Genomic DNA, 16665 nt, shown 5'->3' with positions numbered 1-16665 from the left:
GAATCGATATGTCTGATAAACAAATCAAAGCCGTTACCGTAACGCTAAACCCTGCTTTGGATCTAACAGGTGCTATCGACGCACTGAATGTTGGCTCGGTTAGCCTAGTAAACAAAGGCTCTCTGCATGCAGCAGGCAAAGGCGTAAACGTAGCAAAAGTGCTTTCAGAGCTTGGCGCTAAAGTGACCGTAACAGGTTTCCTTGGTCGCAATAACGAAGAAGCGTTCTGCCAACTGTTCGAACAGATGGGCGCAACTGACCGCTTTATCCGTGTTGATGGCGCAACTCGTATCAACGTGAAATTGGTAGAAAACTCAGGCCAAGTTAGCGACATCAACTTCCCAGGTGTTCCTGTTGACGCTGAAGCGATTAAAGCGTTTGAAGAAACCTTGCTAGAGCTGGCTGAAGACCACGAATACTTCGTGATTGCAGGCAGCTTGCCACAAGGCGTATCACCAGAGCTTTGCGCTTCTTGGGTTCAACGTTTACGCGATTTAGGTAAGAAGGTGCTATTTGATAGCAGCCGTGACGCACTTAAAGCCGGTATCAATGCACAACCTTGGTTAATTAAGCCAAACGATGAAGAGCTGTCTCAGCTGTTCAACGCAGAACTGACAACACGTGACCAATGCCAACACGCAGGCCAAGCCCTAAGTGAAAAAGGCATCGATAACATCGTGGTATCACTTGGCGCTGAAGGCGTGATGTGGCTTAACCAAGGTGAATGGCTACATGCTCAACCGCCACGTATGCAAGTGGTGAGCACGGTAGGCGCAGGCGACACCTTAGTTGCTGGCCTATGTTGGGGTCACATGCAACAGATGCCAAAACCAGAACTTATTAAATTCGCAACCGCCCTATCTGCTCTAGCAGTTTCACAGGTAGGCGTGGGCATCACCAGCCAACAAGAGCTGGATTCAGTACTACAAAATATCCAATTACAGGCGCTTAGTGCTCCAACTTGCCAGTTAGACACAAGCAAATAGGACAAAAGGTTTATTATGAATATTACCATTATCACAGCTTGCCCAAGTGGCGTAGCAAACAGCATCATCGCCGCAGGCTTGTTAGAGCAAGCGACAAAAGCACTGGGTTGGAACGCTGCTATTGAATGTCAATCAAGCGTACTACCTGAATCTCCAGTATCGCAAGACGCTATCGACAGCAGCGACGTTGTTGTTATCGCAGCTAACACAAACGTTGATAAAGCGCGCTTTGTTGGCAAGAAAGTGTACCAAGCGGCTATCTCTGAATGCACTGCAGATGCAAAAGCATTTCTAGAGAAAGCGGTAGCAGAAGCAACGGTACTAGACGCTTCTCAAGTTGAGACTACAGTGGAAGTTACTGGTACTTCTCCAGCGACAGGCAGCAAAAAGATCGTAGCGATTACGGCTTGCCCAACGGGTGTTGCACACACCTTTATGGCAGCTGAAGCGCTTGAAGCAGAAGGCAAACGCCTAGGTCACCAAATCAAAGTGGAAACTCGCGGCTCTGTAGGTGCTAAGAACCAACTGACAGACCAAGAAATCGCAGACGCTGATCTTGTTATCATCGCAGCCGACATCGACGTTCCACTGGATCGTTTTAACGGCAAAGCGCTATACAAAACGACAACGGGTCCTGCACTTAAGAAGACGAAGCAAGAAGTTGAAAAAGCCTTTGCTGAAGCTAAGCCATACCAGCACACAGCTTCTTCAAATTCAGCGCCTGCTGACGAGAAGAAAGGCGTGTACAAGCACCTAATGACAGGTGTTTCACACATGCTTCCTGTGGTGGTTGCGGGTGGTTTGATCATTGCACTATCTTTCGTATTCGGTATCGAAGCGTTTAAAGAAGAAGGCACACTAGCAGCAGCACTGATGACTATCGGTGGTGGTTCTGCATTCGCTCTAATGATTCCTGTTCTTGCTGGTTTCATTGCATTCTCAATTGCTGACCGTCCGGGTCTGGCTCCAGGTCTAATCGGCGGTATGTTGGCTAGCTCAACGGGCGCAGGTTTCCTAGGTGGTATCGCAGCAGGTTTCATTGCCGGTTACGCAGCGAAACTCATTGCCGACAAGGTTCAACTTCCACAATCCATGGAAGCCCTCAAGCCGATTCTGATCATTCCGTTTATTGCGAGTTTGTTCACTGGCCTTGTGATGGTTTACATCGTGGGTGGCCCTGTATCTGGCGTGATGAGCGCAATGACGACTTTCCTAAACAACATGGGAACGTCTAATGCGATTCTTCTGGGTGTGATTCTAGGCGCTATGATGTGTTTCGACCTTGGTGGCCCTGTAAACAAAGCAGCTTACACATTCGGTGTTGGTCTACTGGCTTCGCAAACTTACGCACCAATGGCAGCAATCATGGCAGCAGGTATGGTTCCAGCTCTAGGTATGGGGCTTGCGACTTTCCTAGTGAAAGACAAGTTTGAAGCAGGCGAGCGTGAAGCAGGTAAAGCATCATTCGTTCTTGGTCTATGTTTCATCTCTGAAGGTGCAATCCCATTCGCAGCGAAAGATCCAATGCGTGTTATCCCAGCTTGTATGGCAGGTGGCGCACTAACTGGTGCTCTATCAATGATGTTTGGTGCTCAGCTAATGGCTCCACACGGCGGCTTATTCGTACTACTGATTCCTGGTGCTATCTCTCCAGTTCTTATGTACCTAGTGGCGATTGCAGCAGGTACGGCAGTAACAGGCTTCGGTTACGCAGCTCTTAAAAAGATGAGCAGCGATAAAGTGACAGCAGAGGCTTAATCCCCCTACTCTGTTTAACGGCTAAACCCGTCGAACAGAGGCTCTTGATAACCGGTTTCTTGGTAAACGGTTCCTTGAAACAGAACAAAGGCTCCTCATTTGAGGAGCCTTTTTATTATTCGTGCATTTTCCGGTCGGAATGAGTTAAGTACAATATTGGTATATTTGATTAGCTACTTAGCGTTTCTTCAAAGACACCCAGCTCACGACCAAGCCAAATCGCGCGTACTGTGTGATCCAAAGTTTCTTCACCGCCAGTTACCGGGTGAATAAGCACCGACATATCACCGCGTTCTTGCTCAAGCCACTCGACAATACCCGACTCTTTGTTAGCAAAGTGAATTTCAAACATCGGCATCTTATGCGGGCCAACCAAACGCTGGATTAATGGGAAAGTTTCTAACACATCTTTACGTTCTGAGAGGATTTTCTGACGCAGTGTTTCTGCATGCTCTGCAAATCGCAAAGGGAAATAGATATGACCGTGGTACATGGCACCATCCTTTAGAATTATGATGTCGCAAGTTTATACCTAAACCGCCTTTAATAGCTAAATCTAAATAGGTGAGCTTGCTTTCGGAAGGATCAATTTGAAATGAGAAAACTAGAGTCTGTTATTCGAAGTAATCAACAACAAACTCTAGTGATGTACAGCGAGTTAATTTTGAAGCGACTAAGGCTTAAGCTTCAAAACTCGGTCAATGTCTTCCGCAGAATGGCGCTCTGGTACTTGCTCCCACTCTTCGCCAAATGAACGGTTAACCACTCGGCCTCGTTGGAAACCTTCGCGCGCTTCTAGTTGCTTCGCCCAGCGCACAACATTGGTGTAAGACTCAACCTGTAGGAACTCAGCAGCATCGTATATTTTGCCCAGCACAAGGTTGCCATACCAAGGCCAAATCGCTATATCAGCGATGCTTAGCTCCTCACCCGCCACAAATGTGTTATTTGCGAGTTGTTTGTCTAACACGTCTAGTTGACGCTTAGCTTCCATCGCAAAGCGGTTAATTGGGTACTCTTGCTTTTCATCAGCGTAAGCATAGAAATGGCCAAAGCCTCCGCCTAGGAATGGGGCAGAACCTTGTGCCCAAAACAACCAGTTAATAGTTTGTGTTCTTGAAGCCCCTTCTTTTGGTAAGAAGTGACCAAATTTTTCAGCTAAGTGCATCAAGATAGATGCCGATTCGAAAACATTGACGTCTTCATCACCAGACTTATCGACAAGTGCTGGTATTTTGGAATTTGGATTCACTCCAACAAAGCCAGAGGAGAACTGATCGGCCTCACCGATGTTGATCAAGTACGCATCATATTCAGCTTCTTTAACACCCGCCGCTAACAACTCTTCCAGCAAGATAGTGACTTTTTGACCGTTAGGTGTGCCAAGAGAATACAATTGAAAGGCATGGTCACCAACAGGCAGCTCTTTATCAAAGCGAGCTCCAGATTCAGGACTATTGATGTTTGCCCACTTGTTACCACCAGCAGTATCGTTAACCCAAACTTTTGGCGGAGTGTATTGTTCTGACATGATATTTCCTTATTAATATAGGGTCTCACAAACTGATATTAGGTCACATGCCTGTGGTTAAAACCCCTGAATACGATTTATTTTCAAACTGTTAAGCATGGCTTATTCCAGAAAGGCATAACCTGCTTTATGACGTAGCACACGTAAAAGATAAGTGCCCAATCAAACCTAAGCCACATAACGGTTAGTACGAAATATGATTTGGTCACGACATGCCTACAGGTTAAAGAAAGCTGTGATAAAATCGGGAGATTACAATTGATAAGGATTTGGCAATGTCTTCTGATTTCACAGGCTCGAGTGCAGCGTATGCTCGCCAAGAGAAAGGCTACCGCGAAAAAGCACTAAAACTGTACCCTTGGGTATGTGGTAAATGTGCGCGTGAATTTGTTTACTCAAACCTCCGAGAGCTTACCGTTCACCACGTGGATCACGACCATACAAACAACCCTGAAGATGGCAGTAACTGGGAGCTATTGTGCCTGTACTGTCACGATCATGAGCATTCAAAATACACTGACCATGAACGTTATGGTGTGGATGCAAAAGCGAGTTTAGATGATCATCAGTCAGCGACACACAACCCGTTCGCCGATCTCGCTAAGATGATGAAGAAGTAACACGCCTTCAGAGTTGTCTTCGGTAGATGGTAACTGTTAGATAATAGATAAATAACAAGAAACCCCAGTATGTCACCATACTGGGGTTTCTTTTATCTGCCGTCACAACCAAATAATAGAGTTCAGGTAAGCAGGATCAAAAAAGCCTTCCGAAGAAGGCTTTATAAGAATCAAATCGAATTATGCTGCCGCTTGTTTGCGAGACTCTTCTACCTGTTTAGCGCGCTTTTTCATCGTCAGTTTATCGCGGTATGCAAACCAAACGTAAGACACAACCACTAAGAAGAACAGGTATGACAACGAGAAAATGAACGGCGATTGAATGATATCGTTCGAGATACCCCAAGAAACACCGATAACCGTCACTGCAATTTTTGCAAAAAAGCCACACATCAATAGCACTAATGCCAACTGTGGGAAGCGCGTGCTGCGGAATGCAAGCCAGTAACAACTGCCTACAGCCAATGCCGCGATGTAGAAGCCGAACAAGAAAGAATGAATATGATCAGCCGCTGCTACACCACCAGTAATCGACATCAATAGAATTAAAAATAGTTTCATAATACTCGCCTCGTAATAGACTAGAAACGCATCCTTTCATTTTTGGAATCTCAGTTTGCGTACTATTTTCCCACTTTTTCCCAACAACACAACCCCTCAGATCGAACAAAATGTAAGCAAAAGCACCTTCAAAAACCACCATTAACAATTGGTTAACATATTGTTTCTAATAGAACTCCGTTACTCCTTGTCTCATATGAAAAAAGCACTACTTCGATTTATTTTGTTACACAAATTTAACCTTGGAAATTAATTAAAATTTTTTGCAACTCTGTGATATCCGCACGGAATACGAGTCTACTAAAAATTTATCACCTCGAAATCCCAGGAATAATTGGGTAACAGGGCGAAAAAGAACAAAATAGAAAGGTGTTAAAAACATTTTGAAAACCAATGAAAAACAACCCATTAACAAACTGAATTTAATTTACCAAAAATGGAAAAAGAGATTCCAATCACATTTTTATTGGTTATAATCCGCGCTCTTTTGCGCTATCTGTTGATAAACGCAAACTAATTTTGAAGAAACAATCACAATAACCCGTCTTTAGTTAAGTGGCTCTCCACTAACCGATGACAAAACTGAGAATAAAAATGAGCAAGATTGATAAAGCAACACGTATCCTGCTAGCAGGCTTCTGTATCAACCTTTGTCTTGGCATCCTGTATGCTTGGAGTGTATTTAACAAAGCGCTAGTAACTGAAGCTGGTTGGAGTGCTGCTGAAGCATCTTCACCTTACGCTATTGCAACTATCACATTCTCTGTTTGTCTTCTTGTTGCGGGCATCCTACAAGACCGTATGGGTCCACGTAAGATCCTTATCCTAGGTACAGCGCTTACTGGCCTAGGTATGATTGCTTCTGGTTTCGCAACAACACCTATGATGCTAAACCTAACGTTTGGCGTGATGACAGGTGCTGGTATCGGCTTCGGTTACGCATGTCTTTCTCCATCAGCAATGAAGTGGTTCCATTCTTCTAAGAAAGGTATGGTTAACGGTCTAATCGCTGCTGGCTTCGGTCTTGCTGCTATTTACCTAGCACCACTAACTTCTGCGCTAATCGATAGCATGGGTATCCAAACAAGCTTTATGATTCTTGGTGTTGGTGTACTTGCAATCGCAGTACCTCTAGCGGCAACGATCAACAACCCACCAGCGGATTACACGCCAGCTGAGCCTAAAGTAAAAGAAGGCCAAGCACCTAAAGCGGTTAAGAAGACTGAAGACCTAACGTGGAAAGTAATGCTGAAGACTCCTCAGTTCTACTCTCTATGGATCATGTACGCATTTGCTGCTTCTGTTGGTCTTATGATCATCGGTAACATCACTACGATTGCTAGCGTTCAAGCGAACCTACCAAACGCGGTTTACCTAGCGTCTATCCTTGCTGTATTCAACTCAGGCGGCCGTGTTGCTGCGGGTATGCTTGCAGATAAAATCGGTGGCGTACGTACTCTACTTCTAGCGTTCATCCTTCAAGGCGCGAACATGGCTCTATTCGCTACGTTCAACTCTGAATTCACGCTAATCATTGGTACAGCAATCGCAGCTGTTGGTTACGGTACGCTTCTAGCAGTATTCCCAACACTAACTGCTGAGTTCTACGGCCTGAAAAACTACGGTACTAACTACGGCGTGCTTTACACGGCATGGGGTATCGGCGGCGCTATCGGTGCAGCAGTTGTTGGTTTCTCAATGTCAAACGGCGAAGGTTACGGCCTAGCTTACACAATCTCTGCAGTTATGATGGCAGTGTGTATTGTTCTAGCAATCATCACTAAGCCAATCTCTGAAGCTAAAGTTGCTGAACTAAAAGCATCACAAGCTTAATCAACAGAAAAGATTGAATTTGTTACTGAAGAGCTTAACCTTAGGGTTAGGCTCTTTTTGTATCAAGCGACTTCTCCATTGACGACCGAAACTACTCCCCAACTCTCCCCTACTTATTATCTCGACAACTTCAATCGATTGGTTGAACACGCGCAAACGCTCTACCCTGATCTTCTGAGTGACGATGAGTGCCGTTGGTTGTCTGAATACAAACGTCTTTCTGTTTCAAGCCAATGTTTAATGGTTCGTTTACTTTCTCGTAAAGGCTGTTGGTTTCGCAGCGATAAACTCAACTATCTAGAAATTCCTGACTTAAATAGCACACTACAAGAGCTGAGCGACTCAGGCTTTATTATGTTAAGTCATCCCACAAAGCAACATAACCTCGTAATTAATGAGGTCGAACTCGGATTGCACTTACTCACTAAACCAGAGCTGTTGAATGTATTCCCCGCCCTTAAGAGCAACAGATCTGCCAAGAAAGATAAGCTGTTGTTACTGCTTGATCAGCAGCCTTTCGACCAATTTCGAAACCTAACCTTCGACTGTATTTATGTCGTCCAATCTCAAGTGATTGATGTATTACTGTTGCTATTCTTTGCCAACACCTATCAAGACTTAAGCCAATTCGTGTTAAGCGACCTTGGGTTCAATACCTTTGAGAACTATCCATTAAGCAAACAGCGCCGCTTCTTCACTTCTAGAGATCAACTCAATCAATTGCTCCAGATACGCGATATTCAACGCTTGTATTCAGAAGGTGAACGCAAAGACGGTGAGTTTCTGGAGCTGCTTTTAAACTCGATTTCTGAAGAGTCAGAACACAAAAGCATTGCTAGAAAACGATCGCGATTGATCAATGACCTCGCACGTGACCTAGAAAGGCTTAACCAAAATGACCAAGCTATCTTTTGGTTCAAACAATCGGAACTTCCTCCGAACAGAGAGCGACTTGCGCGCATCTATGACAAACAAGGCGAGTTAGACTTAATGTGTGACATTGTCACGCAAATACAAGCTACTCCATCGGATGTGTCAGAGCTAGAGGTCGCGGTTAAGCTTGAACAGAGGTTATTACGGAAGCAGGGCCACAAGGTCCCTCGCCCTTCAAAGCCAAGTTGCGCGCAGATAAAACTGGAATTAGACCTCAGCCAAACGCGAGTCGAGCTTGCGGTAAAGCAACATTTTGAAAGCCAAGGCTGGGATGTCTACTTTTCTGAAAACAGTTTTCTGTGTGGTTTGTTCGGTTTGGCTTTTTGGGATGTCATTTTCTCTGATGTCGAAGGTGCTTTTATCAATCGTTACCAACATCGGCCACTGGACTTGTATCACTCAGACTTTATAGACAAACGAGCCGAGCAAATTGAAGCTGTGTTCCAAACCCTATCCGAACACGGGCTGAACCACTTACTTGAGAACTACGATGAAAAGCAAGGCATGGCTAATCCCTTTGTTCATTGGAATCATTTCCCTAAAGCACTCATCGAACACAGCATGGAAGCTATTCCTAACGCCTTGATTATCGACCTGTTCAAAGTGTTATTGAGTGACTTAAAGCTATTTAGAACCGGGATGCCCGATTTGATTGCGTTCAAAGACGAACGGTTTCATTGGATTGAAGTCAAAGGCCCAGGAGATAAGCTGCAAGACAACCAGTGGCGCTGGATCAAAGAGTTTGAGCGATTGTCTGTCCCTTTCTCTGTTTGTTACGTCAATCAATGAGTCTTACTCTTAGCTCATGGCTGTTAGCTCTTAGTGCTTAATCTGGCTAGGTCTAAGCCCTAATTTATGAGCAAAAGCGAGTGACTTGTATCGACAAGTTACTCGGTTCCATCAAGATCTTATCTATAAGATTGTTAGAACATGAGCATTTTCAATCATTTTCGATATAATTAGAGAAAATGCTTAATATATAAATACGTATGAATTTGAAAAAACTCTTCATTTTAGCTTTTGTTAGCGTCTTCTCAGGTTGTGCCGTCTACGCGGGTTTAAACTTCGACGAGTTGTTTGGTGAGCAACAAGTACGCGATCGCCAAGCCCCTATTCTTTCGGCTCAAGCACAGCACTTCATTAACGAAGTAAAACCCATCATTGATAACCGATGCGTGGTTTGTCACGCTTGTTATGATGCGCCCTGCCAGTTAAAGATGTCTTCAGTAGAAGGTATAGACCGAGGTGCAAGCAAAGCACTCGTTTATCAAGGTACCCGTTTAACTGCTTCTGCCCCTACTCGCTTGTTTGAAGATGCTATAACCACACAAGAGTGGCGTGATGCGGATTTTCATCCTGTCCTCAATGAGCGTATGCAGAACTCAACCGCTAACCTCGATGCAGGTCTTGTTTCTCGTATGTTGATCCAGAAAGAGAATCACCCTCTACCCGATCAAACCCAGCTAGAAGGTTTCGACTTTTCAACCGACCGAGACCAACAGTGCCCAACGATTGAAGAGTATGCCCAATATGAGAGAGATTACCCAACTTGGGGAATGCCGTATGGGATGCCAAATTTAGATAAAACAGAATACGCAACTTTAATGAGTTGGTTAGAAAATGGCGCGTTGATGAACGACCATATCCCGCTGAATGATACGGAACAAGAGCTCGTTAATGTCTACGAAAGCTTTTTAAATAAAAGTGACAATAAGAGCCAACTTTCAGCTCGTTACATCTATGAGCACCTGTTTTTATCTCACGTCTATTTTTCTGATTTAGCTCAACCCACACGTTTCTTCACTGTTGTTCGCTCTGCAACACCACCAGGTGAAGCGGTAAAACGCATCACGACTCGTCGCCCTTATGACGATCCAAAAGTAGACCGTGTTTACTACCGCCTGATTCCAGAGCAAGGCAGCATCGTCGACAAAACGCACATGCCTTTCGCACTTAATAAAGAACGTCTACAAAAGTGGAATAACTGGTTTGTCGATGCGAATTACTCAGTAAAACAACTTCCTAGTTACAACATTGATGTTTCTGCTAACCCAATGACTTCGTTTGAAGCGCTGCCAGTAAACTCGCGCTTCCACTTCATGTTGGACAATGCTCAAAACACCATCATGGCCTTTATCAAAGGGCCAGTGTGTCGAGGTCAACTTGCTCTAAACGTGATTAACGATCGTTTTTGGATTTTCTTCATTGACCCTGAGAAAGCCGACTTACCAGAAATAAACGCCTTCTACGCGAGCCAAAAGAAAAACTTAAAGCTACCTAGTGAGCTAGACAGCAATACGGTTCCTGTCACTAATTGGGTAAGATACGCGAAGCAACAAGCACGATACCTAAATGCCAAATCAGACTTCACCAACCAATGGTTTGAAAGTGGCGTAAACCTGGACACTGACATCATTTGGGATGGCGATGGCGTCAACCCAAATGCAGCCCTCACCATCTTTAGACATTTTGATAGCGCATCTGTTGTGCAAGGGTTAGTTGGCACGCAACCTAAGACGGCATGGATTCTTGATTATGCTCTTTTAGAACGCATTCATTATCTTCTCGTCGCAGGCTTCGATGTCTACGGTAACTTTGGCCACCAACTGATTACACGCATGTTCATGGACTTCTTACGCCTTGAAGGTGAGAGTAATTTCTTAACCCTTCTTCCTAAAGACGTGCGACATATTGAACACTCAAGTTGGTATAAAAACCAAAGCACACAATTGAGCGACTACTTGCAGCGTAATATTGCACCTTTTGAACAACCAACCAGTGTGGTTTACAAAACGGCCGATCCTAAGCGTGAACTGCTTAACATGATCAAAGATAAGCTCGCACCTGTCCTCGATAATCGCTTTGATATTGTTGAAACAGGTTTTGGTAAAAAGAATGAAGCACTGCTTAATCAAGTGAATTTGATTAAGGGAGAAGGCCTACGTCATGTACCTCAATTAGTCATGATAATGATTGAAGGCGAAAACGGCGAAGAGCAGCTGTTCACCATGATTCACAATAACGCTCACAGCAACATTTCTAGCCTTTTTAATGAAGAAGGTAACCGCGATTATGCCAATGATGACCTTACGCTCGTACGAGGCGTTGTCGGTAGCTACCCTGCGGCTTACCTGTCATTAACTGAGAACGAGATTCCGACTCTGGTTAAAGCGCTACAAAACTTAAACACAGAAGAAGACTACGTGGCGTTGCTAGACAAGTTTGCGGTACGACGCAGTTCTAGCGAGTTCTGGCCATTCAGTGACCGAGTGCATCGTTGGTATCAACAAGACCAACCAATTGAGTTTGGTTTGTTGGATTACAACCGCTTTGAAAATAGATAATAAGTAATAAGCCTTGGTTTTAGTTCTAGCTCTTGGGAGAGATTAGTTTTAAGAGGCTAGTCGTTCTGAAAGAAGGCTCACTTGCTCGATATAAAAAATCCTCTGACGATATTCGTACAGAGGATTTTTTGTTGGTCTTGCTGATTGGGTATTGCTTAAAACAAACTTACACCATTAAGCAGAAACATAAGGGAGGAGAGCCTCTAACGAATCTTTAACCAATTCAGATAAAGCTTGGTCGTTATCTCTGTACTGCAGTAATGGGGCTTCACTTGCTTCAATGCTCTGACATAAACTGTACAGTGCTGATAAACCCAAGCTACCTGCAGATCCTTTAAGCTTGTGCGCCAAAGACTTCACTTCTCGTCCATTATCGGCTTCACTCGCCTCGACTAATTCATTCAAAGTAAGGTTGCTGCTCTCCTCGAAAAGCACAACGATTTGCTTCATTTTCTCTAAACCAAGAATCGATAGGTCACCCTCTATCACTTTGGAATCAATCAGTTTCACCGGAGCGTCTCCTTCATCTTGAGAGTCAGTTATAGTAGTGTGCTTAGCCAAAAGTTCAACCATCTGTGTCGAGTACAATTCATCACTGTTCCCCTTAATAACACGGTTACCATTTTGCTTACACACAGCATCATTTGGATCGGGCTGTGGCAACAATAGTGTTTTACCATCGAGTTGAGCAACGATGAGCTGAGAAAGTGCTTCCTTTTCTAGCGGTTTAGGCAAGAAACCATCAAACCCTGAGGCTAAATAACTCTCGACTTCCTCGTTGAACACATGAGCCGATACTGCGATCATTGGTGGTACTTCGCGTATCACGCCTTCTTCATTTTTCTGCTGGTTCGCATCGTCTTTGAGCTGTTGAATTAGCTCGACGCCATCACAGTCCGGTAAGTTAATGTCCACCAGCGCAATATCAAACTCTTGCTCACTGAATATGGCTCTCCCTTCTTGTCCAGTTGTCGCAATCACGACCTCGTGGCCTAGATTATGCAAAAAGCCTTCAGCAACGATGCAGTTTACAGGGTTGTCTTCAATCAGAAGTACTTTAGCTCGAATACAAGCTTCAATGACCGGTACTTTCGTTTCAATTTTCTCACCGGCTTCAAGTGGCAGTGAGAACCAGAACTGGCTGCCCTCGCCTTCTTCAGAATGAACGCCAATATCCCCGTTCATTGCCAACATGATGCTTTTACTGATCGCTAACCCAAGCCCTGTGCCACCCGTTTTGTTGCGACCGCTGTCGGTTTGGGTAAAGGCATCAAACAGACAAGCTTGCTCGCTTGTGTCAATTCCGACACCAGTATCTGACACTTCAAACATCACTCGATTTTCATCTTCGATATCTAAGCTGATAAAGATATCGACCGAGCCACTTTCTGTAAACTTAATCGCGTTACCGACCAAATTATTCAAGATTTGGCTGATTCGAGTTACGTCACCACGCCAATAGCGTTGCACGTCACTTTCAATATGGAAATCAAAATTCAGCTTCTTCTCAGCGGCACGCCCTTCCATCAATTGGTAGGTATCTTGAACCATCTGATGAAGGTCAAACGACGCCGTGCGGATTTCCAGATGCCCCGCTTCTATCTTGGAATAATCCAACACGTCATTCAAAATCGCGAGTAGGTTCTTACCGCTGCGGTTAATGATGTCAGCATAGCCGGATTGCAACGGGTCTAGCCCTGTATCTTTGAGCAATCTTGCAGTACCTAATACACCGTTCATCGGCGTTCGTATTTCATGACTCATCGTCGCAAGGAAAGCGGACTTTGCTCGGCTTGCTTGTTCTGCGGCGTTGCGAGCCTTAGCGTGATTGCCCACCTCGATATTTAGCTTCTCATTGGTCTTCTGCAGCTGATAGGTTCGGTCTGTGACCAACTCTTCTAAGTGTTCTTTGTGCTCTTCAAGTTCGCGTTTCGCCTTTGCTTCACCCACCGCAACCACTTGCAGCGCCTGCGCGGTATTTCTAGCAGTGATGATCGCCTCGCCCATATGAGCCAACTCATCATTACCCTTAACCGAGATATCAATATTCAGGCGACCTTGTGCGATAGACATCAAGGCCGATGAGTATTCAGTAAGGCGTTTCACGACTGAGATATACACCACTCGCCACACGATAAATGCGACGATAACCAAACCAATAACCGAAATCACAGACAGTGACCATTGAGCAAGATTCAACGTGCTGGTCAGCTCATCAACCGCTTTTTTGGTGCTTCGGTTCGAATCATCAACCAGTTGGTTAACTGTTGTATTCAATTGAGAGAACAACTCCAGCGTATTTTGCATCAGAAACTCTGACTTTTTGGTGTTCTCATATTGTTCTAATGAAATATCGAACACGACTTGGCGTTTTCTGAGCTCTTCAAGTAGCTGAGACATCTGCGCTGAACGAGTAGGATCTTCGACCGCTTTAACACGGCGTGCCATGATCCTTAGATTGGATTCAAACTCAGATTGGATTTGATGAATACGCTCAACGTTGGTAACGGTTTGCGTTTCTTCAATTTGGTTAAGCATTTTGAACGCCAGCAAATGCAATTCATGCAGACGCTCTGACAAATCAAGGTCAACCTCTACAAGCGCATCTAAGGCTTGGTAGGCTTTATCCGTTTCTTTGGTTTCTAGCAGGTCATAGATGTGCGTTACGTTAGCAACCGCGATGGTAGCCGTGTTCAAAACTTGGGTTCGCGTCAACTGCTCTAGCTCTTCGGCAAGTAAGCGCATCTCTTCGACACGAGACGACAGCTCTTTGTTTAACCAAAGCTTACGCTCAACCGACACACCCAACTCAGCCAGAGTGTTAATAACGCTTTGAACATTATTTTCGAGTTTGTTAAGAAGTTGAGAATCGAAACTATCGACACCAAGATCTTTGATATGCTGAAGAAGCGACTCAAGTTGGTCGAATAGTACTGTGCCAGCCTTTTTTCTTTGTGCTTCATTTCTCGCATTAGAAAGCGTTTGTACTGACGAAATAATACGGTTACTCAACTCAGAAACCTGACGAGCTTCGATCATGGCAGGAAGCGCCGAATCAACGACGTTTCTTTCGGTTTTTGCTACAAAGCTAAAACCAGAAACACCAATCAATGCAGACAATAGAACCAACAGTGCCATCACTAAGAATGAGGCCAGCAGCTTGCGTCCAATACTCGCTGAAGCTAACAACATAAACTCTAAACCTTAAAACGTTCTTCTTTACCCATGCAGAATACGCTATATTTTGCAGTGTTTCTTATCTAAAACCAATAAAACGGCAATTCATGCTATCTAGATCTTTCGCTTCAAAAATTCTTTTCTCACTATTGGCCTCAGTGACTACTGTCGCAAGTGCTAGCGAGCCTTTGAGCCCAATAAAACCCGCCGAAGCCACATCACACAAAGAGAAAATTTGTGCCATTTATCCGCACCTCAAAGACTCTTATTGGTTGTCGGTAAACTATGGAATGATCTCTGAAGCAGAAAAGCAGCAAGTGGAACTAAGAGTTTTGGAAGCTGGCGGTTACCCCAACGTGGCCAAACAAGCCTCGCAACTGGTGCTTTGCACACAATGGGGAGCCGATGCCATTATTCTTGGCACAGTTTCACCTGATGCTTACCATGACAACCTTACTGATTGGGTTGGCTCAACGCCTGTGTTTGCGACAGTCAATGAGTTAACCGTCAATGAAGAGCAACAAAAGGTATTGAAAGGCACCGTCGGTGTCGACTGGTATCAAATGGGGTTTCAAGTCGGCGAGTTTTTGTCAAAGAGACACCCAAAGGGATCCGGCGAAACGCCTATCGCCCTGCTACTTGGCCCTCAAGCAAGTGGCGGTACAAAGCCTGTTGCACTTGGCTTTTATGATGCGATCAAGTCGAGCGATATCAAAATTGCGATCAGCTATTGGGCAGATAACGATAAAGAACTACAGAGAAACCTAGTACAGCAAGTCATTGAGCAGCCGGATATTAAATATATTGTGGGAAGTGCCGTCGCGATTGAAGCAGCGATCAGTGAGCTACGAGCGGCCGATAAAACAGAAGAGATTGGGTTAATTTCGAGTTACTTAAGTCACGGAACCTACCGTGGTTTACTTCGTAACAAGGTACTTTTTGCACCAACAGATAAAATGGTTGAGCAAGGTCGCTTGTCGGTAAAACAAGCCACGAGTTACTTACGCGGTCAACCTTACGAGCAACACAGCGCACCGATTATCGAGGCGCTGACACCAGCAACACTCAAAGATCAAATTATCGCCGACTCATTGTCACCTTCTGAGTTTCGTCCGGTATTCAGTGTGAATCCTTAGTGCTATATTGGCTGAAGAACTCAAAACAATAAAAACGAAACAACAATTTAGGGAACATTCATGCAAAAAACGACGCGCACTATGCCAACGCACAAGCATATCGCTTTGGTCGCTCATGACCACTTCAAACCTGAGCTACTAAGATGGGTCAAAGAGAACAAAGAAAAACTACAAAAGCACTTCCTTTACGCAACGGGCACGACTGGTTCTCTGCTGAGTAAAGAGACAGGCTTAGCAATCAAGAGCATGATCAGCGGCCCTATGGGCGGTGACCAACAACTTGGCGCGCTTATCTCTGAAGGCAAAATCGATATGCTGATTTTCTTCTGGGATCCACTTAATGCTGTACCACACGACCCAGATGTAAAAGCACTGCTTCGTATCGCAAGTGTTTGGAACATTCCTGTAGCAACCAACCGCGCTACCGCTAACTTCCTATTTAACTCTTCACTGCTTGAAGAAGAAGTGATCATCGAAATCCCAGATTACGAAGCGTATCTTGCTGAACGTACTTAACGCTTAGTTTGACTGAATCATACGTTACATACTAAAAAGCCTGCACAATGAACTGACCCCCAATAGTTGGACACCAATTATTGGGGGTCTTTTTATGTCCAAATATAGCCGAGAGCTAAAATGTATCATTGCTAAGCAATACTTAGATGGCACGTCATCTCTCTACTTAGCAAAACAATATTCAATTTCTTCAAGACAGATACGGTATTGGGCTCAAGTTTTTGCCATCCATGGCACTGATTCATTTTTACCAACTAAGCATGCTGCTAC

At 44.6% G+C, this 16665-nt stretch carries 13 protein-coding genes and 1 pseudogene; 9 read left to right on the top strand and 5 right to left on the bottom strand.

The features are described 5' to 3' along the window. Positions 1-8 precede the first annotated feature (8 nt). Positions 9-986 carry a 1-phosphofructokinase gene (pfkB, locus tag CWO13_RS07555; RefSeq protein ID WP_108082713.1) on the top strand — a complete coding sequence of 326 codons (978 nt, stop codon included), beginning with the start codon at positions 9-11 and terminating at the stop codon, positions 984-986. Between the two features lie 15 nt (positions 987-1001). Then, positions 1002-2744 (top strand): PTS fructose transporter subunit IIBC, encoded by a 1743-nt coding sequence (gene fruA, locus CWO13_RS07550; protein WP_108082712.1) that lies wholly within the window; start codon positions 1002-1004, stop codon positions 2742-2744. A 169-nt stretch (positions 2745-2913) separates the two neighbouring features. Here fruA and CWO13_RS07545 read toward each other — a convergent pair whose 3' ends face one another. Both CWO13_RS07545 and yghU read right to left on the bottom strand, forming a co-directional pair. Continuing rightward, positions 2914-3237: a DOPA 4,5-dioxygenase family protein gene (locus tag CWO13_RS07545; RefSeq protein ID WP_108082711.1), complete on the bottom strand. Its 324-nt coding sequence runs from the start codon at positions 3235-3237 to the stop codon at positions 2914-2916. Between the two features lie 180 nt (positions 3238-3417). Next, entirely contained in the window at positions 3418-4275 is an 858-nt protein-coding gene (yghU, locus tag CWO13_RS07540; protein WP_108082710.1) for a glutathione-dependent disulfide-bond oxidoreductase, read from the bottom strand. A 275-nt stretch (positions 4276-4550) separates the two neighbouring features. On the opposite strand from yghU, the gene CWO13_RS07535 reads away from it, so the two are divergent. Beyond that, complete coding sequence (locus CWO13_RS07535; RefSeq protein ID WP_017060876.1) at positions 4551-4895, top strand: YajD family HNH nuclease; 345 nt, start codon at positions 4551-4553, stop codon at positions 4893-4895. A 180-nt stretch (positions 4896-5075) separates the two neighbouring features. On the opposite strand, the gene CWO13_RS07530 is transcribed toward CWO13_RS07535, so the two are convergent. Next, positions 5076-5456: a hypothetical protein gene (locus tag CWO13_RS07530; RefSeq protein ID WP_048660371.1), complete on the bottom strand. Its 381-nt coding sequence runs from the start codon at positions 5454-5456 to the stop codon at positions 5076-5078. 594 nt (positions 5457-6050) lie between these two features. Here CWO13_RS07530 and CWO13_RS07525 point away from each other — a divergent pair. The 3 genes from CWO13_RS07525 (at position 6051) to CWO13_RS07515 (ending at position 11566) form a co-directional block, all read left to right on the top strand. Then, the gene (locus CWO13_RS07525; RefSeq protein WP_102431516.1) at positions 6051-7289 is read left to right on the top strand and encodes an L-lactate MFS transporter; all 1239 of its coding nucleotides are present in this window, start codon (positions 6051-6053) and stop codon (positions 7287-7289) included. A 57-nt stretch (positions 7290-7346) separates the two neighbouring features. Further along, entirely contained in the window at positions 7347-9011 is a 1665-nt protein-coding gene (locus CWO13_RS07520) for a VRR-NUC domain-containing protein (RefSeq protein WP_108082709.1), read from the top strand. Between the two features lie 200 nt (positions 9012-9211). Beyond that, positions 9212-11566 (top strand): fatty acid cis/trans isomerase, encoded by a 2355-nt coding sequence (locus CWO13_RS07515; RefSeq protein WP_048660374.1) that lies wholly within the window; start codon positions 9212-9214, stop codon positions 11564-11566. Positions 11567-11740: 174 nt separating this feature from the next. On the opposite strand, the gene torS is transcribed toward CWO13_RS07515, so the two are convergent. Beyond that, positions 11741-14758, bottom strand: a complete 3018-nt coding sequence (gene torS, locus CWO13_RS07510) for a TMAO reductase system sensor histidine kinase/response regulator TorS (RefSeq protein WP_108020055.1) — start codon at positions 14756-14758, stop codon at positions 11741-11743. Positions 14759-14822: 64 nt separating this feature from the next. Beyond that, on the bottom strand, positions 14823-14987 hold the full coding sequence (locus tag CWO13_RS23810) for a hypothetical protein (RefSeq protein ID WP_243655949.1): 165 nt from the start codon (positions 14985-14987) through the stop codon (positions 14823-14825). Between CWO13_RS23810 and torT the strand changes: the two genes are divergently transcribed. The 3 genes and pseudogenes from torT to CWO13_RS23765 all read left to right on the top strand — a co-directional run. After that, the gene (gene torT, locus CWO13_RS07505) at positions 14932-15879 is read left to right on the top strand and encodes a TMAO reductase system periplasmic protein TorT (RefSeq protein ID WP_243655950.1); all 948 of its coding nucleotides are present in this window, start codon (positions 14932-14934) and stop codon (positions 15877-15879) included. The genes CWO13_RS23810 and torT overlap by 56 nt on opposite strands. A gap of 60 nt (positions 15880-15939) precedes the next feature. Beyond that, positions 15940-16395: a methylglyoxal synthase gene (locus CWO13_RS07500; protein WP_017064778.1), complete on the top strand. Its 456-nt coding sequence runs from the start codon at positions 15940-15942 to the stop codon at positions 16393-16395. Between the two features lie 94 nt (positions 16396-16489). After that, positions 16490-16665 (top strand): annotated as a pseudogene (locus CWO13_RS23765) (helix-turn-helix domain-containing protein); the annotation flags it as partial.

It is taken from the genome of Vibrio sp. ZF 223 (assembly GCF_003050585.1).
In the GTDB taxonomy this organism is placed as follows: Bacteria; Pseudomonadota; Gammaproteobacteria; order Enterobacterales; family Vibrionaceae; genus Vibrio; species Vibrio crassostreae.
The sequence above is the reverse complement of the archived record's forward strand: the minus strand, read 5'-3'. Positions and strand labels throughout refer to the sequence as shown.